We start from the raw sequence: 17,390 nt of genomic DNA, 5'->3' as shown, positions 1-17,390 counted from the left end.
CCATATCAGGGCGAATCGAACATGAGTACGATGCCGATATGGACGTCCCGCCGAGGTCCGTCCGCCCGGTGGGCGGCCATCACGGTGATCGGTGCTTGAGGTCCTGGCGTAGAGCGGCGGTGTCGCGCCCGAGTGGCGCTTCGCCGCCGGGTGGCACAGCGGCCCCCTCTGCCCGGCGGGGTTCGGTCCGGCCGATCAGGCGCCTGCCCAGCCGCTGCGCCGGCAGCTCCACCCATCGCCAGGTCAGCGCGCACAGGCCGAGCAGCACCGCGTACACGGCCACCAGCAGCGTCAGGCGCACTGCCACCGGTACGGCCGACGGGTCCGGCAGGAAGAACTCCACGCTCTCCAGCAGCAGCGGATGCAACAGGTAGATCGAGTAGGACACCAGGCCCAGCCAGGTCAGCCACGACGGCATCGTGCGATGGCGCAGTGCCATCCCGGCGGCGAAGGTCAGCCAGGCCGCCGCGATCGTCAGCTGCAATCCCAGCTCGGCGCGCGCCAGCCACAACCCCGCCAGCGGTATCAGCGCCACCCAGGCGATGTGGCGGTGACCGAATTGGCCGGTCTCGACACGATAAAGGGCAGTGCCGGCGAACATGGTCGCCAAGATGAACAGTCCCTGCCACGGCCCGGGATAACTCTGGTTGACCGCCAGCAGCAGGAGGATCGTGCCTGCGATGACCACGGCGCCCACCTGCCGTAACCGCCTGCCGCCGTGCAGCACCACGGCCAGCCCGGCAGCCAGCACGGCGGTCACGACGACCACGACCGTGAGCATGCGGCCCGCCCCGCCGGCCGACAGGAGCGCCACCGGCAGCAACCCGGCGCCCAGCACCGCGGCCACCGCGAACGTGAGCGCGGCCGCGGTGCTGCGCCGGTGCACACCAAGGGTGAACATCGCCGTCAGCAGAAGGTAGAAGGCCATCTCGTAGGACAGTGTCCACAGCACGTTGACCACGTTCGGCACGTACATCAGGTTCTGCAGCATGCCGGCGTGCGCCAGGGCCAGCGCCATCGGCCGAGTGCCCCACCAGACGTGCAGGTCGTCCCAGCCGACCGCCGCCAGCAGCACCATGCCGGCCACGCACACGGAGAACAGCGGCCATAACCGGAAGAACCGCGAGATCCAGAAGGCCCGCACGCTGCCCCGGCGTTCCAGCGACGCCGGCACGATGTAGCCACTGACCAGGAAGAACACCAGCACGCCATACCAGCCGGGATCGAAGACGGCCTTGATCGGCAGCTGCGCCTCCGGCCACAGCGGTTTGAGCGCATGCTCGAAGACCACCACCATCGCGGCCAGTCCACGCAGCGCGTCCAACCAGGCCAGACGCCGGGTCTGCGCCTTCAACGCCACCATCATCGGTACCGGTACCCCCGCTCCCATCCATTCGCCGGATCACCAAAGCGGGGCTCAGCCCGGCAGGTCGTACCACTGGGGTTCGGGGTGCGGGCTGGGGACGGGGCCCGCGTCCTTGCCAGGAGTCACGTACAGGTCGACGGTGTCGGAGCTGTGGAAGCGGGTGGACGCCACGATCCAGTCGTCCTTGATCCGGCTCTCCGGCGCGGCCTCGTCGAACCACGAGCTACCGCCATCGCCCTTGTCCCTGTAGGTCCAGAGCAGCCGGTAGCCGGCCTTCAGCCCGCGTCGGCTCAGCTCGGCCCGTACGTCCGCGACCGTCTTGCCGTGGCTGATGTAGCCGGACAGGGCCTCATCGCCCTCCGGGTCAATGGGGCCGTCGCCGACGTACGGCTCGCCCGGCTCGGCGGGGCGGCCGATGCCGAACACCACCCGCCCGGGAAAGTCGGCCGGCATCCAGACCTTGGCGCAGAACGCCGACGAGCACGGCGTGATCCCCTGAGTGCCGATGCTGCCGTGCCACTTGAAGCCGTCCGGAACGACGGGGCCGATCAGCTTCCCCACGTCGGAGGGCGCCACCGGGACCACCTTGACCGTGACGTTCAGCCCGACCGCCCGGAACGCCTCCTCGAAGCGACGGCGGTCGGCCGTGGGATCGGTGATGTGCACGCTGAAGTACTCGGCGGTCTTCTCGATGGAGACGGCGGCGTTGGCGTAGCTGGTCACCGGGCCGCCGACCAGGCCGGTGCCGACGGCGACGGCCGCGGCTGCGGTCATGGTCGCGAGGCCGAGCACCAGCCCTCGCCGGACCTTGCGGCGAGGCCGTGTCACGGTGACCGGCTTCCGCTCCTCGGACATGATCGCGCGCATGAGTTCCTGAGCCTCTGGCGCGGACGCCTCCCCGATGAGGTTCTCGTCACGGACGCGGGCGAGGTCGGCAAGGTTCACAGCGAGCTCCCTTCCAGGGCGACGGCGCGAGGGTGGTCGATGCCGGCTTTCGCCAGGCCCCGGGCGAAACGCTTGCGGGCGCGATAGAGCCTGATCCGTACCGCGTTGCGGGAGATGCCGAGCATGCGGGCGATCTGCCCATGGTCCAGCGCCTCCCAGGCGACCAGGGAGAGCAGCTCCCGGTCGTCGTCGGGCAGGCCGCGGAAGACCCTCCCCATCTGCGACATCTCGTCCTCCGGCGGGCGGGCCGGCGCGGGGGAGGCGGCGAGCCGCTCGCGCAGGGCCGCCGTACGCTGCTCGTGGCGCTGTTCGCCGCGCCGATGGTTGGCGAGCGCCCGGCGCGCCACGCCGTACAGCCACAACCTCGCCTCGTCGCCCTCGGGCAGCTCCTCGATGCGACGCCACGCTGTGGTGAACGTCTCGGCCACCACGTCGGCCGCGTCCTCCGGGTGCTGGCAGCGGCGCAGGACGTACCCGAGTATCGGTTCGTAGGTGGATTCGTAGATCTCCACGAACCGGCTACGGGGGTCGGCTCCCATCCGGTCTCCTTAGCTGGATCATCGGTCATCTACCTCCATGTCCGGAATTTTCGGGGCATTTCACTGGACGCGGGCGTCAGCGCCTTCCGATCCAGGAGTAGAAGGCGCCCTGCAGGTGCTCGAAATAGTGATCGACGTGATCCTCCGACCACTCCACGTCCTCAAGAAGCCGGACTGGATCACCCTGCGGACTCCAGGCGTAGCCGTAGGGGCTGTGCATAGTGTCGCCCTGCTGGAAAACGACCACCCCACGCTCGCGGCGGACCTCCTCGAACTCCATCCCGCCGACGGTGCGGGGGCCGAGCCGTTCGCCGTCCCGCATGGTGCGGGCGAACGCCTCGATCTCTGCGGACGCGCGGAGGAACCGCCCGTCGCCGGTGCCGCGGAAAACCACGAGCGCCACCATCACGACGCCCGCGAGGGCGAGGATGCCCAAGAACGTCAACACTCCCCGACGAGAAACGCCGATCGCAATCACCTCACCGATCATTGTGTCGACGACGCGTGAACTCGGCCGTCGTCGACACATCGCGCAGCATCGCGGTGAAGCCTTCACCGCGGAGCGCTCTTTCGACAACCTCGATGGACCGGGCCAAGCGGACCAGGCGCGGCCCTTCCTGGCGATAGACATCCAGCACCGCCTCGACAGTGTGAGGCGGGAGGCGGCCTTTGAGATCGACAGCCGCGCTTCTGTACCCGGCTCTTGCCGCTTCAACAGCTGCATTGACGTGGTGAAGTGCCATCCTGGCCAGCGCAACCGGATGGCGGCGGAGCACCTCGTACGCCCGATAGTCGGGCGGCACCGCATCGAGCAGCCAAGCCACAGCCGAGGCCTCCCAGTCGGGAACGCTGGGCGGGCGGACCTCAGCCGGCCACTCCGGTGGGAGATACATGACATCATCGTACTCACGTTCGATTGAAGACTGCCCTGTCGGCAAGAGCCAAGGGCCACGACATCGGAAGGAGGGATAGGCCCATGACGCCCATGCTCACTGCGCTTGTCTCCCCCCGGGACGCGGACCACGTCTGACCCCGGAGCGGACAGGCGTCTTCACCGGAGAGTGCCTTGACTGCGGAACAGAACGACCTGACCATCCGCCCGATCAGCGGGCGTGAAGAACTCGACCTCTTCTCCCGGCAGCCCTATGTCCTCAACGAGGAACTGGCGGACGACCTGGACCATGCGCGGCGGCCGGTCAGGCGGTGCGGCGGGCGATGAAGGTGATCACGCCGATGGCCGTCGCCGCCGCGGCCAGCCAGATGAGCACGTCCTTCAACGCCAGCCCGCCCTCCGCCGGACTGTCCGCCTGCGCGTCCAGGCTGCTCTCGGCCTTCGCCGGGCTGGGCGTGGGCGTGGGGGCGGCGCTCGGCGAGGCGGCGCCCAGCGCGCGGGCGGGCAGCGGCACCCGGTAGACCGGGCTCCGCGCCCCCTCGCTGCCGGTGAGCAGGGCCTTGCCGTCCGCCGTGAACGCGATCGACTCGGCCTGCTCCAGTTGCGGCATCGTCACCCTGGCGATCGTCTCGCCCGAGGGCTTGTAGAGGGTGGCGGAGAAGTAGGTGCGCACGACGTACGAGGAGCCGTCCGGCGCGTACGCCGCGTCCGTCGCCATGATGGGCGCGGCGGCCACCCTGCGCAGCACGTTCGTCCGGTCGGTGCGCAGCGTCTTCGGCGCGGCGTAGACCGAGCCCGCGAACTCCTTGGACACCACGTAGAGCCGCCCGGTCCTCGGGTTGACCATGATGCCCTCGGCGTTGCGCGCGCCGTCGGCGTAGCGGAACCGGTAGCGCACGGCGGGCAGCGTGGCGTCGCCGAGCCGCTGCGGCTCCATCACCTTGTAGATCGACACGTCGGGCCAGGCGCCGTCGAGGTTGTCGCCGATGTCGGCGAACCAGAGCACGCCGCGCCCGGTGCGCGGGTCCTTGCTCGCGGCCATCGCCTCCCAGTCGCGCGCCTCCGCGCCGCGTAGCTGGTAGGTCGCCCGGGTGCGCCCCTCGCCGTCCACGGCGTAGAACGTCGGAGCGGCGGAGCTGTCGTTGTGCGTGTAGTAGATGCCGGGGTGGGTGGGCGACACGGCCAGGCCGCTGGACTCGGTGATCCTCGGGTCCTTGAACGTGAAGAGCTTCTCCATCCGCTCGTCGTCGGCCGCCGCATGGGCGGGCGCGACGGTCAGAAAACTGGCCGCGAGCACAGCCGCGAGCATCCGGATCATGACATCCCCCACGCCGCCATCATGCCCCACCGGCGCGCCGGGAAGCGTCTGGCCTGGAGTGCGCTCCAGGTCTTTAGGGTTGGAACCATGGACTATGTCAACCTCGGACGCAGTGGCCTTCAGGTCAGCCCCCTCTGCCTCGGCACCATGAACTTCGGCCCGCAGACTTCGGAGGAAGACTCCTTCGCGATCATGGATCGGGCCCTGGAGCTGGGCATCAACTTCTTCGACACCGCCAACGTCTACGGCTGGAAGCTGGGCGAGGGCATCACCGAGAACATCATCGGCAGGTGGTTCGCCCAGGGCGGCGGGCGGCGCGAGAAGACCGTCATCGCGACCAAGCTCTACGGCGGCATGAGCGAGTGGCCGAACGACAGCAAGCTGTCGGCGCTCAACATCCGCCGGGCCTGCGACGCCTCGCTGAAGCGCATGCAGACCGACTACATCGACATCTACCAGGCGCACCACGTCGACCGGAACACCCCGTTCGAGGAGTTCTGGGAGGCGATGGAGGTCCTGCGCCAGCAGGGCAAGATCCTGTACGTAGGCTCCTCGAACTTCGCCGGCTGGCACATCGCCAAGGCCCAGGAGACCGCCACCCGCCGCAACTTCCTCGGCCTGGTCAGCGAGCAGTCCCACTACAACCTGCTCACCCGCGCGGTCGAGCTGGAGGTGCTGCCCGCCTGCGAGGACTACGGGCTCGGCGTGATCCCGTGGAGCCCGCTGGCCGGCGGCCTGCTGGGCGGCGTGCTCCGCAAGATCGACAAGGGCCGCTCGGCGAGCGAGCAGATCGTCAAGCAGCTGGAGAAGCACCGCGACAAGATCGAGGCCTACGAGAAGCTCTGCGACGAGCTGGGCGAGGACCCGGCGCACGTGGGCCTGGCCTGGCTGCTCAAGCAGCGGGCGGTCACCGCGCCGATCATCGGCCCGCGCACGCTGGAGCAGCTCGAAGGCAGCATGCGCACGCTGGAGATCGAGCTGGACGACGCCGTGCTGGCCCGCCTGGACGAGATCTTCCCCGGTCACAAGACGGCGCCGGAGGACTACGCCTGGTAGGGCTCAGGTGAGCAGCGCGCCGAGCACCACGATCAGCAGGAGCAGGCCGAGCACCAGGGGCAGCAGCCAAGGACGAGGACGATCCACGCCCTGGAGCCTAGCCCGGCTCGGCGGGTGCGAGCGCCCATTCGGCGAGTGACTCGTACCTCACCTGCGGCCCGGCACTGCTGCGCACCAGCCGCACCGTCTCCGCCCGCCACGGCGAGCCGCTGAACCCCGACAGCGACTCCACCAGCGGGCGGAGGTCGGTCTCGGTCTTGGCGCGGGCCAGCGTGAGGTGCGGGTGCATGGGTTTGGCGTCGGTCTCGGTGGCTCCGGCGCGGCGGGCGCCGGCGCGTACGGAGTCGGCGAGCCTGGTCATGGAGTCGCCGGTGACGCCGATCCAGAAGACGCGGGCGCGACGGGCGGACGAGAAGGCGCCGAAGCCGGCGAAGGCCAGGTCGAGCGCCCGGTGCCGGCGTACGGCGCGGGCCAGGCGGGTCTCCAGGTCGGGCAGCGCCCGCTCGGGCACCTCGCCGAAGAAGCCCAGCGTGATGTGCCAGGTGGCCCGGTCGGGCCAGCGCAGCCCCGGCACCTGCCCGACGTACGGCGCGATCGCGTGTTCGACCTCGTCCAGCACCTCGTCGGGCGGCACCAGGGCCGCGAAGAGCCTCATGCCAACACATTGTGCCCGCTCGGGGCGGGCGGAGGCGGGTCAGGCCATCGCGAGGGCGGGGCGGGCGACCCTGCGGCTGATCAGCCGCGTCACCACGACCGCGAGCCCGGTGCCGGCCAGCACCAGCACGCCGGACAGCAGCACGCCGAGGCGCGGCCCGCCGAGCTCCGACAGCCAGCCGACCAGCGGCGCGCCGAGCGGGGCCCCGCCGGTGAAGACCAGCATGTAGATGCCCATCACCCGGCCGCGCATCTCGGCCGACGTCGCGAGCTGCACGCTGGCGTTGGCGGCCGTGTTGACGGTGATCAGCGCGACCCCGGTGGGCACCAGCAGCAGCAGGTAGACCGGGTAGAATGGAGCCAGCGCGGTGAGGATCTGGAACGCCCCGAACCCGATCGCCCCGGCGAACAGCACCTTGTTCGTCAGCTTGGCCCTGCGCGCCGCGAGCAGCGCGCCACCCAGCGCGCCCACCGCGAACATGCTGGAGGCGAGGCCGAACGACGACGCGCCCGCCTTGAACACCTCGCGCGCCATCAGCGCTATCGACATCGAGAACGACTGCGAGAACATCGACACGAACCCGATGAGCAGCACCGGCAGCAGCAGCTCCTCGCGCCGCACGACGTAGCGCAGGCCCTCGCGGAGCTGCCCCTTCGCCCTCGGCACCGGCTCGGCCGGGTTGAGCTCGGAGGCGCGCATGAACACCAGCGAGGAGATCACCGCGCCGAACGTCAGCGCGTTGACCAGGAAGATGGGGCCGGTGCCGCCGAGCACGTAGATCAGCACGCCGGCCAGCGCCGGGCCGACCACGCGGGCCAGGTTGAAGATGGAGCTGTTGAGCGCGATCGCGTTGGGCAGGTCGCGGCGGCCGACCATCTCGACCACGAACGCCTGCCGGGTCGGCACCTCCACGCAGGAGATCATGCCGAGCAGGAACGCCATCACGTACACGTGCCACACCTGGGCGCTGCCGGTCATCGTCAGCACGCCGATGGTGAGGGCCAGCATGGCCATGAGGCTCTGGGCCCCGACGAGGATCGGGCGCTTCGGGTAGCGGTCGGCGAGCACGCCGCCGAACATGCCGAACAGCAGCATCGGCAGGAACTGCAGCGCGGTCGCCGTGCCGAGCGCCGCCGCGCTGCCGTTGGTCAGGTCGAGCACCAGCCAGTCCTGGGCGGTGCGCTGCAGCCAGGTGCCGACGTTGGAGACGGCGCCACCGGCCGCGAACATGCGGTAGTTGCGAATCCTGAGCGACCGGAACATCCCGGTCCTGGGTTGCTCGGGCTCTATATCCTGCTGAGCTTCTCCAGAATCGGCGCGGCCTGCCTGAGGATCGACTTCTCCTCCGGGGACAGCTCCTTCAGCCGCTGCGTCAGCCACGCGTCCTTGCGGCGACGTTCCTCCTTCAGCAGCTTCTGGGCGGCCTCGGTCACGGTCACGGTCACCTGGCGCCGGTCGGTCGGATGCGGGCCGCGGGCGACCAGGCCGCGCTCCTCCAGCCCGGCGATCACGCGGGTCATCGAGGGCGGTTGCACCTTCTCCAGCTCGGCCAGCTCGCCAGGGGTTATCCCGGAGTGCCGTTCCACGGCGGCGAGCGTCGCGAACTGGGTGGGCGTCAGCGAGTGCGCCGCCGCCTGTCGTCTTAGTCGTCGATTGAGCCTTGTCAGCGACACGCGCAAGGCTGAAGCCAGACCCGCGTCGCCGCGCAGACCTGTCTTGTGCGGGGTGTTGGTTAGCATGAGTCATTACCTTTGCTAACTATACGGCAGTCCACGAAATTTCCCCAACCGATTAGGCGTCTCACCCCTTGATACCCCGGAGCCGCCCCGCGTGTGCGGGGCGGCTCCGGCCTTGCGTGACGCGGGATCAGATGCCGAGCAGCGCCCGGATCGGACCGATCGCGAAGTAGAGCACGAACAGCACCGCGGTGCCCCAAAGCAGAGGGTGCACCTCGCGCGCCTTGCCGCGCACCACCTTGATCAGCACGTAGCTGATGAAGCCGGCGCCGATGCCGTTGGAGACCGAGTAGGTGAACGGCATGATGACGATGGTGAGGAAGGCCGGGATGGCCATCTCGTAGTCGTTCCAGTCGATGTCGCGGATCGCGGTCATCATGAGGAAGCCCACGACGACCAGCGCGGGCGCGGCGGCCTCGTACGGCACCACGGTCACGAGCGGCGCGAAGAAGATGGCCACCAGGAACAGCGCCCCGGTCACCACGCTGGCCAGGCCGGTACGGGCGCCCTCGCCGACGCCGGCCGCCGACTCGATGTAGGTCGTGTTGGAGGAGACGGAGCCCGCGCCGCCCGCCGCCGCGCCGATCGAGTCGACGAGCAGGATCTGCTTGGTACGCGGCAGCATGCCGTCCTCCTGCACCAGCCCCGCCTGCCGGCCGACGCCCACGACCGTGCCCATGGTGTCGAAGAAGTCGGTGATGAGCAGGGTGAAGACGAACAGCACGGCCAGCAGGATCGTCACCCGCTGGAAGCCGCCGATCGGGTCGAACTCGGCGAACAGCGTCAGCGGGTTGTGGAAGCCGAAGATCTGCTCGGGGACGGTGGGCCGGTTGAGCTGCCAGCCGCCGGGGTTCTCGGCCGAGAAGTTGCCGGCCTTGGTGAGCGCCTCGACGACGATGGCCAGGATCGTGGTGCCGACGATGCCGATGAGGATGGCGCCCTTCACCTTGCGCGCCACCATGGCGGCGGTGGCGAGCAGGCCCACGATGAAGACGAAGATGGGCCACGAGGTGAGGTTGCCGGCGATGCCCAGTTCCAGGGGCGTGCCCTGGGCCTTGCGCACGAAGCCGGCGTCCACGAAGCCGATCAGCGCGATGAACAGGCCGATGCCGACGCTGATGGCGGTCTTGAGCTGGGCGGGGATGGCGTGGAAGACCGCGGTGCGCAGTCCTGTCAGCACCAGGATCGCGATGATGACGCCTTCCAGGAAGACCAGGCCCATGGCCTCTTCCCAGCTCATCACCGTCGCGATGTTGAAGGTCACGAAGGCGTTGAGCCCGAGCCCGGCCGCCATCGCGAAGGGCACCTTGCCGATGACGCCCATGAGGATCGTCATCACGCCGGCCACGAAGGCGGTGCCGGCGGCCACCAGCGCGATGTTGGGCGTGCTGCCGTCGCCGATGTACTCGCCGTCGATGTCCTTGCCGGTGGCGATGATCAACGGGTTCAGCACCACGATGTACGCCATCGTGAAGAAGGTGGCCAGACCGCCCCGGACTTCCCGGGAGACGGTCGATCCTCGCGCGGTGATGGCGAAGAAGCGGTCCAGTGCGGATCGGGGTTCAGTGTTCTTTGTGTCGCTCACGACGCGAAGGGTGACAGTATGGGATGACCTGCGGAAAGTGTCAGTAATACGATCGAGACACTATTGGAAGCTAGGCTGGACCACGTGAAGCAGTGGCACCCCGACCCAGAGCCGATCAAGACCAACGACGTCGCCGCCGTCGGCGTCGGCACGGCCATCTGGGCCGTCGCCCTGGTCGTCCTGTTGATCTTCCGCCCCGCGCCCGGGAACGAGTGGTGGATCTGGACCTGCGTCACGGGAGTGGCGTTCGGCTTCCTCGGGATGTGGATGGTGCGCCGCCCCCGCGACAACTGACGTCCGGACCCGCCGACCGGCCGGCCCGGGACCCGCCGGCCCCGGAACCGCCTGCCGGGGACCCGCGGCCCGGGACCCGCCGGCCCGAAACCGCGGCCCCGGACGCGCGGCTACGACAGGTCGGCCTCGGCCAGCAGCAGCGGCACCGCCTCGGGATCGCGCAGCAGCGCGGCCACCGCGAGCCGGTCGCCCCACTGCCCCGTCGCCCAGGCGAGCCCGCGGGCCAGCCCGTCGACCCCCGTGCAGTGCACGGCGCCCTCGAAGTAGCGCCACGCGCACTCCACGCCGTCGACCAGCAGCTTCTCGTGCTCCACGTACGTGCCGGGAGCCGCGGGCAGCAGCGAGCGCACCGCGGCGGGCACCTCGCGCACCTCGCCCGCCGAGGTCACCTCACCGGTCGTCAGCTCGCCCGCCAGCGGCAGGTCGAGCAGCTCCGACAGCGACTCGGCCAGGTCGTAGGGGGCCAGCACCAGCGGCCGGTCGGCGACGAGCTGCAGCAGGTCGGGCGCCTCCACGACCACGGCGTCCTCGGCCGCCGCCACCACGATCGACCCGCGCAGCACCGCCCGCACCCGCGACGGCGGCGCCACCCGCTCGGGATCGACGCCGGCCAGCGCCACCCACAACGCGCGCAACTGGGCCCGGTCGACCTCGACGGACTCGTCGGCCATGAGGTCGAGCAGCTCCTCCGGGCCACCGTGCGAGACCAGCAGCTCGGCCAGCGTGGTGCGGACGCCGATCATCGCCAGCGCCCCCTCGTCGAGCCCGGCGGGAGCGTCGGCGTAGAGGCCCTGCAGCAGCGGGTCCGCGCCGGGCAGGCGCAGCTCCAGCGGCTTGCGCCCGTCGAGCACCGGATGGCGGGCCAGCCACCACGCGGTGTAGGACGGCACCTCGACGCCCGCGATCCGCAGCGGGTGGAGCGCGGCCCGCAGCGGCGGCCTGGCCAGCAGCGCCAGCGCCGCCGGCCAGTCGGCCACCAGCTCCAGGTCGCGCACGGCCGTGAACTCGGGGATCAGCGGGGGCACGTCGAGCTCGGGCAGCAGGTCGAGCACGTGGTCGAGCCAGTCGACCTCGCCGTCGAGGTCGTGGTCGCACTCGTCGGGGTCGAGCAGGACGTCCTCGTCGTGGACGACCGCGAACCCGTCGAGCACGCCCGCCGCGGCCAGCACCCGCGAGCCGTACGTCTCCTCCAGCGCGGCCGAGGCGATGCCCAGGTGGCCGCCGGGCTCCAGCACGCCGGCCAGTGCCCCGTCGGCCAGCATGAGCTCGCCGGCCGGGTAGAGCTCGCCGTCGGCGCCCGGCAGGGCCAGCTCGGCCAGCCAGGGCGCCTCGCCCGGCGCCAGCCTGGCGGCCTGGACGAGCGAGAGCACCGCCCGCGCCACAAGCTCGGAATCGGGGCTGTCGAGCGACTGCGCCACCGCGGCCTTGGTCAGCGGGTCCTCCAGGACCGTACGCGGCGTGGCCTCGGCCGCCCCCAGCCGCAGCAGCGCCGGGTGGGCCGCCTCCGGGTGCACGATGCGCAGCCCGAGCGGCGTCAGGTCGAGCTCGGCCCCGCCGTCGGTCAGGATGAGGGTGCCGCGCGGCCCGCGGACCACGCGCCCGTCGGCGAGCGGCACCGGCAGCGCGCCCAGCGACTCGGGGTCGTCGGCCGGCAGCACCTCGTACAGCGAACGCCACCAGGACGGCTCACGCCCCTCCACGGCCTCGCCCGACAGCAGGTCGACCACGTCGGCCAGCTCGACCCGGCGCACGCCGAGCGCGGTCATCGCCGGATGGCGCGGCGGCCAGCCGACCGGCAGCAGGCCGGGCACGAAGCCGGCGACCGTGGCCAGCAGCTCGGCCGACCCGGCGGCCAGCACGGCCGCCTCGCGGCCGCTCACCACCCAGCCGCCCGCCTCCGGCTCGGGCGCGGGCTGCTCGACCTGCCAGGCGGCGTCGGGCTCGTAGACCTCCGCGTCGGCGAACGACGGCGTCTGCACGGCCGGCGCGGGCGCGGACAGGGCGGGCAGCAGGGGCGTGCCGGGCAGCCGGTCGAGCACGGCCCGCCGGATCCTGGCGTCCAGCTCACCCTTGCCCATGAACGCGGGCACCAGGTCGAGCAGCTTGGACGTACGCGGCAGCTCGCGCAGCAGCCGGACGTAGGCGTCGGCCGCCTTCTCGACGAGGAAGTCGGCCAGCGGCCCCTTGGCGACGTGCCGCCGGTCGGTGGCCATCGGGAACGAGGCGATCAGCAGCGCGGGCAGGTCGAGCGGCTCGTCGCTGGGCGTGGGGGCGTGCACCACGGGCGGCACGCTCGCGGGCAGCGGCCCCGGCTCGCCGGTGCCGGTGACGGGCACCGCCCAGCGCAGCGACCAGAAGGGGCGGGACCGCTCCTCGGTGGGCCGGTCCGCGAACAACGCGGCCACCTGCTCGGGCGTGAACTCCCCGGAGTCGGAGACCACGTGCCAGCCGTCGGCGACGACCCTGCGCGTCTCGCCGTCGACGTCGATCTCGATGAGCTCCAGCGCCGGCAGGCCGAGCAGCAGCGCCGGGCTGGTCTCGGCCAGCATCCGCCGCACCGCATCGACCGTCGCCGGGTCGCGCAGCGGCAGGCGTACGAGCGTGTCGAAGCCCTCCGGGATGTCGACCAGGGGCGGCTCGTCGAACGGCAGCCGCAGCAGCGGCACGTGCCCCGACCGGTCGGCCAGCTCGCCGGCCAGCGCGGGGATCTCCGCGACCAGCGCCGCGGTGTCGGTACGGGACCAGCGCACCGCCTCGGAGCCGCGCGAGCCGATCGACGGCGCGTCGGTCACCGAGACCACCGCGGCGAACCCGACGCCGAAGCGCCCGGCCGCGCCCGCCTCGTCGCGCTTGCCGGAGGCCCGCAGCGTGGAAAGGCTCTGCACGCCGGTCGCGTCGAGCGGCGCGCCGGTGTTGGCCGCGGTCAGCACGTCGCCCCGCAACGTCAGCCGCAGCACCCCTGGCACGCCCGCGCGCAGGGCCGCGTCGGCGGCGTTCTGCGCGAGCTCGACGATCAGCCGGTCGCGGTAGCCGCCGAGCGCGAAGTCCTCCTCGGCGTTGGCGTCCTCGCGGAACCTGGCGGGCGAGGCAGTCCACGCGGCGAGGACGGCGGCCCGCATCCGGTCACAGCCAAAGGTGTCGGTCATCGATCACGATCCTGATCAGGTTGAGGGTGGGCCAGGGTAGGTTAGCGGCCACCGGCGACAGGAAACCCGGTTATGGCCCTTCCCCCAGCCTGACACCTCGATCAGGAATGACCGAGCTCCTCCGACCCCGACTCGTCGACGGAACCCGGCTCCTCGGCCGCGCCCACCTCCTCGGCGAAGCCGGCGGCGGCCCCCGGCTCCTCCTCCATCAGGTCGTAGCCGAGGTCGTCGAGGATCGGGATGGCCTGCTCCACCGGCGGCGGCAGCACGGCGGCCTCGGAATGGGCGCCGCAGCCGTGGTCGGCGGAGACCACCTTGCCGTCGTCGGGGGCGTACTCGTTAGTGCAGACCCCGAACGTCTGCCGCAGCCCACCCGCGAGCAGCCAGTAGAAGCCGCAGGTGGAGCACTGCGCGGGAGCGGCGTGTGCGATCGGTGTATGCGGCCCGTGCTCGCCGGAGTGCCAGCGCCTGGCAGCCCGGTCCTTGCCGATGGCCGAGAGCACACGTGCCCGGCCCAGGCCGTACTCGAAAAGCGCCTGATGGTCGGCGTCGTCGTCGACCTCGGTGAAACCCGGCGCCAGCCGGTCGTCGTCCTCGGCGACCGGCAGCAGGTCGCCCACACCCAGGTCGCCGGGGCGCAGCCGCTCGCTCCACGGCAGCCACTCGGGCGCGAGCAGCGCGCCCGTGCCCGGCAGCAGCACCGCCTCGCTGACCGTCACCTTCTTCGCCCGCGAGGCGCGCGTGACCGTGACCGCCCAGCGCCAGCCGCGGTAGGCGCGGTCGAGGCAGGCGAAGTAGTGGGTGACGATGCGGTCGCCCTCGCTCTCGAAGCCGAGGTGCTCCCCAGGCTCGCCCGGCCGTGCGAGCTCCTCGGCCGCGGCGCGTGCCAGCTCGACCGCCTCGGCACAAGCCTGGTCGGGAGCGGGGACACGGGCCCTTGTGCGGCTCATCGGGCCGCCTCCGGCGAAAGGTGCTGTTCGCTCACACTTCATTCTCACCCATCCCGGGACCTGGACGGGCCGGGAACGGCGCATCGTCCGCCGACTCTTCGCCCGAATCGGGTAAGACTGGTAGGCGTGGACGCAGGCTGGGACCGGGCACGCGAGGCCGCGCGGCGCATGAGGCGCGGCGCCGCCGACGCCGGACGCGCCGCCGGACGGGCCGGCCGGGCCACCGCCGGAGGCACGGCCAGGGCCGGCCGGGCCACCGCCAACGGCGTACGGTCGGTCGGCAGGGCCACGCGGCGGCTGACGTACGCGGGCGGCGCGGGCCGCACCGGACTGGGCCGGCTGATCGAGCTGTCCGCGGGCAACAGCGCCGGCGACGCCCTGGTGACGGTGGCACTGGCCAGCACGGTCTTCTTCGGGGTGCCGGTCGGCGAGGCCCGCGGCTCGGTGGCGCTCTACCTCGTCATCACGATGTTGCCGTTCGCGCTGCTGGCGCCGTTCGTCGGGCCGATACTCGACCGGTTCAGGTCCGGCCGCCGCTACGTGATGGCGGGCACGCTGTTCGGGCGGGGCCTGCTCTGCTTCGCGATGGCGGCCGCCGTCGGGCCCGGAGACCTGCCGACGCTGTTCATCGGGGCACTCGGCGTGCTGGTGCTGTCGAAGGCGTACAACGTGTCGCGGGCGGCGATCATGCCCAACGTGCTGCCCGCCGACATCACGCTGGTGTCGGCGAACGCGAGGGTGGCGCTGTTCACGCTGGTCGCGGCCGGCGTGGCGGTGCCGATCGGCGCGGGGCTGACCGCGTGGCTGGGCAGCGCCGTGGTGCTGCGCGTGGCGATGCTGGCCTTCCTGGCGCTCGGGGTCGTCGCGGTACGCCTGCCACGCCACATCGACTCCCCCGACCTGGAGGAGGAAGGCTCCAGGCACCGCTGGCGGACGCTGCTCAAGGTGGGCCCGGCGGTCGCCGAGGCGGTCTGGGCCAACGTCGCCATCCGCGTCTTCTCCGGCTTCCTGCTGTTCTTCCTGCTGTTCCTGGTGCAGGACCACGCGGTGCCGTGGCTGGCGGGCCGGGACGCGTTCTTCGACGTGCCGCGGACGATCGCGCTGCTGGCCGGCGCGGCCGGGCTCGGCGGCCTGGCCGGCGCGGCCGTGGCCAACTGGACCCGCAACCACGCGCCGCAGCTCATCGTGCCGGCCACGCTGGCCCTGACCCTCGTGACCGCCGTCGTGACGGCGCTGCTGTTCGGCGTCTGGGCGGCGCTGGCGATCTCGCTGGTCACCGCGTTCGCGCAGGAGCTGGGCAAGCTCGCGCTGGACGCGATCGTGCAGCGCGAGATCGGCGAGGAGGTGCGTTCGTCCACGTTCGGGGTGGTCGAGGCGGTGCTGCAGCTCGCGTGGGTGTTCGGCGGGCTGGTCGGGCTGGTGCTGTCACTGGCCCGCGACGCGTCCACCGGGCTGGTCGGGCCGGCGGTGACGCTGGCCGCCGCGCTCGGCTGGCTGGTGTTCGCCCGCGTACGGCGGGTGCGCGCCGCCAAGGCCGAGGCGGCCAGGAAACACGGCCTGTACGACCCGGAGGCCCACTCCGCCGATGACGACGCGGCGGCGTCCGCGCCGACCGCCGAGTGGCCCGCGCCCGCGCCCGCCGAGCGTGACCCCAGGCGCGGGGACACGCTCGACTCCACGAAACCGCTGACCAACCCGTTCGGCTGAGCGGGCCGGAGCGCCGTTACGCGTCGAGGTCGTCGGCGAGGGCGCGCAGCACCTGGGCGATCTTCTTGGCGTGCGCGGTATCGGGGTGCTTGCCCCGCCGGTAGGTGCCCGAGACCTCGTCGAGCAGCTTGATGAGGTCCTCGACGATGACGACCATCTCGTCGGGCTTCTTCCGTTTGCCCTTCGGCTTGGGCTTGGCCAGGGTGGGCGGTTGCTCCAGGATCCGCACCGACAGCGCCTGCTGGCCGCGGCGGCCCTCGGCGACGCCGAACTCGACCTTCTGGCCGGGCTTCAGCGGGCCGGTGCCAGGAGGCAGCGCGGAGGAATGCACGAAGACCTCACCGCCGTCGTCACGGGTGAGGAAGCCGAATCCCTTGTCGGCGTCGTACCACTTGACCTTGCCACTCGGCACAGGAGGACCTCGTTCAAACAGTCGAAAAGGCTGGATGGATGTAGGTTATGCCCCGAAGGGCGGCGGAGCGACCGGGTAAATGCCGATGAATTACCGGACTTCATCGCGGCGGCACCAGCGGGCGTACCAACCGGCGAATTCGGTGAGGTCGGGAAGAGCCACATCCGCGCCGTGCTCGCGCAGCTCCTCCGCTGTGTACGGCCCCGTGGCGACGGCGACGCTCACGGCGCCTCCCGCGCGGGCCGCATCGATGTCCGCGACATGGTCACCAACATAGGCGGCGGCGCCGAACCTCGCGAGTGCCGATCCTTTGCCCGCCCCGAACAGCGAGCCGACCACTTCGTCGACGACCAGCCCCAGCGTCTCGACGGTGCTGGCGGCGTCGCGCGGGTTCTTGCCCGTCACCACGATGACCCGGCCGCCGGCCGCGCGGACGGCGGCGATCGCGTCGTGCGCGCCGTCCATGGCCGTGTGTACGGGAACCCCTATATCCGGATATATCTCCCGATACAGGTCGGCCGCCGCCGGGACCTGCTCCGCGGGCATCCAGTTGGCCAACTCCATCTCCAAAGGCGGCCCGAGCCGCCGCACCACGGCCGCGCTGTCGATCGGCACCCCCAAACGCGCCGACAGCTCGTCCATGGCGGCCGCTATCCCCACTCGCGTATCAGCCAATGTCATGTCAAGGTCGAAACCTACCGATGTCATCACCCGTGCAGGATGCCAAAGGCCGCTCGGCCTCCGGTAACCGCCCTTGTTGTGGGATGGTGGAATGGCCAGAAAGGAATT

General features: G+C 71.3%; 18 protein-coding genes. 4 read left to right on the top strand and 14 right to left on the bottom strand.

Annotated features, from left to right (window positions below):
• Positions 1 to 79: 79 nt before the first annotated feature.
• From SMD20_RS34445 to SMD20_RS34425, 5 genes are all read right to left on the bottom strand, one after another.
• Positions 80 to 1,354, bottom strand: coding sequence for an acyltransferase family protein (locus SMD20_RS34445; protein ID WP_329589319.1), 1,275 nt, complete (start codon positions 1,352 to 1,354; stop codon positions 80 to 82).
• A 63-nt stretch (positions 1,355 to 1,417) separates the two neighbouring features.
• Positions 1,418 to 2,311: a hypothetical protein gene (locus SMD20_RS34440; RefSeq protein WP_329589317.1), complete on the bottom strand. Its 894-nt coding sequence runs from the start codon at positions 2,309 to 2,311 to the stop codon at positions 1,418 to 1,420.
• A complete protein-coding gene (locus tag SMD20_RS34435; protein ID WP_329589315.1) occupies positions 2,308 to 2,850 on the bottom strand; it encodes an RNA polymerase sigma factor in 543 nt (180 codons plus the stop codon). The genes SMD20_RS34440 and SMD20_RS34435 overlap by 4 nt, the downstream gene beginning before the upstream one ends.
• A gap of 76 nt (positions 2,851 to 2,926) precedes the next feature.
• Positions 2,927 to 3,340 carry a hypothetical protein gene (locus SMD20_RS34430; protein ID WP_329589313.1) on the bottom strand — a complete coding sequence of 138 codons (414 nt, stop codon included), beginning with the start codon at positions 3,338 to 3,340 and terminating at the stop codon, positions 2,927 to 2,929.
• Positions 3,330 to 3,743 (bottom strand): hypothetical protein, encoded by a 414-nt coding sequence (locus tag SMD20_RS34425; RefSeq protein ID WP_329589311.1) that lies wholly within the window; start codon positions 3,741 to 3,743, stop codon positions 3,330 to 3,332. Before SMD20_RS34425 ends, SMD20_RS34430 begins: the two co-directional genes overlap by 11 nt.
• Positions 3,744 to 3,916: 173 nt before the next feature.
• On the opposite strand from SMD20_RS34425, the gene SMD20_RS34420 reads away from it, so the two are divergent.
• Positions 3,917 to 4,069, top strand: coding sequence for a hypothetical protein (locus tag SMD20_RS34420; protein ID WP_442942542.1), 153 nt, complete (start codon positions 3,917 to 3,919; stop codon positions 4,067 to 4,069).
• Here the strand turns inward: SMD20_RS34420 and SMD20_RS34415 are convergent.
• Positions 4,047 to 5,072, bottom strand: a complete 1,026-nt coding sequence (locus SMD20_RS34415) for a hypothetical protein (RefSeq protein WP_329589309.1) — start codon at positions 5,070 to 5,072, stop codon at positions 4,047 to 4,049. The genes SMD20_RS34420 and SMD20_RS34415 overlap by 23 nt on opposite strands.
• 75 nt (positions 5,073 to 5,147) lie before the next feature.
• Here SMD20_RS34415 and SMD20_RS34410 point away from each other — a divergent pair, with 75 nt between their 5' ends.
• Positions 5,148 to 6,116 carry an aldo/keto reductase gene (locus tag SMD20_RS34410; RefSeq protein ID WP_329589307.1) on the top strand — a complete coding sequence of 323 codons (969 nt, stop codon included), beginning with the start codon at positions 5,148 to 5,150 and terminating at the stop codon, positions 6,114 to 6,116.
• Positions 6,117 to 6,213: 97 nt separating this feature from the next.
• Here SMD20_RS34410 and thpR read toward each other — a convergent pair whose 3' ends face one another.
• From thpR to SMD20_RS34390, 4 genes are all read right to left on the bottom strand, one after another.
• Positions 6,214 to 6,771, bottom strand: a complete 558-nt coding sequence (gene thpR, locus SMD20_RS34405; protein ID WP_329589306.1) for an RNA 2',3'-cyclic phosphodiesterase — start codon at positions 6,769 to 6,771, stop codon at positions 6,214 to 6,216.
• A gap of 39 nt (positions 6,772 to 6,810) precedes the next feature.
• Entirely contained in the window at positions 6,811 to 8,034 is a 1,224-nt protein-coding gene (locus SMD20_RS34400; protein WP_329589304.1) for an MFS transporter, read from the bottom strand.
• A 23-nt stretch (positions 8,035 to 8,057) separates the two neighbouring features.
• On the bottom strand, positions 8,058 to 8,510 hold the full coding sequence (locus tag SMD20_RS34395) for a MarR family winged helix-turn-helix transcriptional regulator (RefSeq protein WP_329589302.1): 453 nt from the start codon (positions 8,508 to 8,510) through the stop codon (positions 8,058 to 8,060).
• A 127-nt stretch (positions 8,511 to 8,637) separates the two neighbouring features.
• On the bottom strand, positions 8,638 to 10,092 hold the full coding sequence (locus tag SMD20_RS34390) for an NCS2 family permease (protein ID WP_329589300.1): 1,455 nt from the start codon (positions 10,090 to 10,092) through the stop codon (positions 8,638 to 8,640).
• An 84-nt stretch (positions 10,093 to 10,176) separates the two neighbouring features.
• On the opposite strand from SMD20_RS34390, the gene SMD20_RS34385 reads away from it, so the two are divergent.
• A complete protein-coding gene (locus SMD20_RS34385; RefSeq protein ID WP_218156165.1) occupies positions 10,177 to 10,386 on the top strand; it encodes a DUF2530 domain-containing protein in 210 nt (69 codons plus the stop codon).
• A 110-nt stretch (positions 10,387 to 10,496) separates the two neighbouring features.
• Here SMD20_RS34385 and SMD20_RS34380 read toward each other — a convergent pair whose 3' ends face one another.
• A complete protein-coding gene (locus SMD20_RS34380; RefSeq protein ID WP_329589295.1) occupies positions 10,497 to 13,532 on the bottom strand; it encodes a sacsin N-terminal ATP-binding-like domain-containing protein in 3,036 nt (1,011 codons plus the stop codon).
• Between the two features lie 101 nt (positions 13,533 to 13,633).
• Positions 13,634 to 14,482: a DUF3027 domain-containing protein gene (locus SMD20_RS34375; protein ID WP_329589293.1), complete on the bottom strand. Its 849-nt coding sequence runs from the start codon at positions 14,480 to 14,482 to the stop codon at positions 13,634 to 13,636.
• 126 nt (positions 14,483 to 14,608) lie between these two features.
• Here SMD20_RS34375 and SMD20_RS34370 point away from each other — a divergent pair, with 126 nt between their 5' ends.
• On the top strand, positions 14,609 to 16,189 hold the full coding sequence (locus tag SMD20_RS34370) for an MFS transporter (RefSeq protein WP_329589291.1): 1,581 nt from the start codon (positions 14,609 to 14,611) through the stop codon (positions 16,187 to 16,189).
• A gap of 16 nt (positions 16,190 to 16,205) precedes the next feature.
• Here SMD20_RS34370 and SMD20_RS34365 read toward each other — a convergent pair whose 3' ends face one another.
• Complete coding sequence (locus SMD20_RS34365; RefSeq protein WP_329589289.1) at positions 16,206 to 16,601, bottom strand: cold-shock protein; 396 nt, start codon at positions 16,599 to 16,601, stop codon at positions 16,206 to 16,208.
• A gap of 90 nt (positions 16,602 to 16,691) precedes the next feature.
• On the bottom strand, positions 16,692 to 17,309 hold the full coding sequence (locus SMD20_RS34360; RefSeq protein ID WP_329592773.1) for an HAD family hydrolase: 618 nt from the start codon (positions 17,307 to 17,309) through the stop codon (positions 16,692 to 16,694).
• Between the last annotated feature and the right edge of the window lie 81 nt (positions 17,310 to 17,390).

Origin of the sequence: Nonomuraea sp. LP-02, from assembly GCF_036289125.1 — a bacterium.
Classification (GTDB): Bacteria; Actinomycetota; Actinomycetes; order Streptosporangiales; family Streptosporangiaceae; genus Nonomuraea; species Nonomuraea bangladeshensis.
The sequence above is the reverse complement of the archived record's forward strand: the minus strand, read 5'-3'. Positions and strand labels throughout refer to the sequence as shown.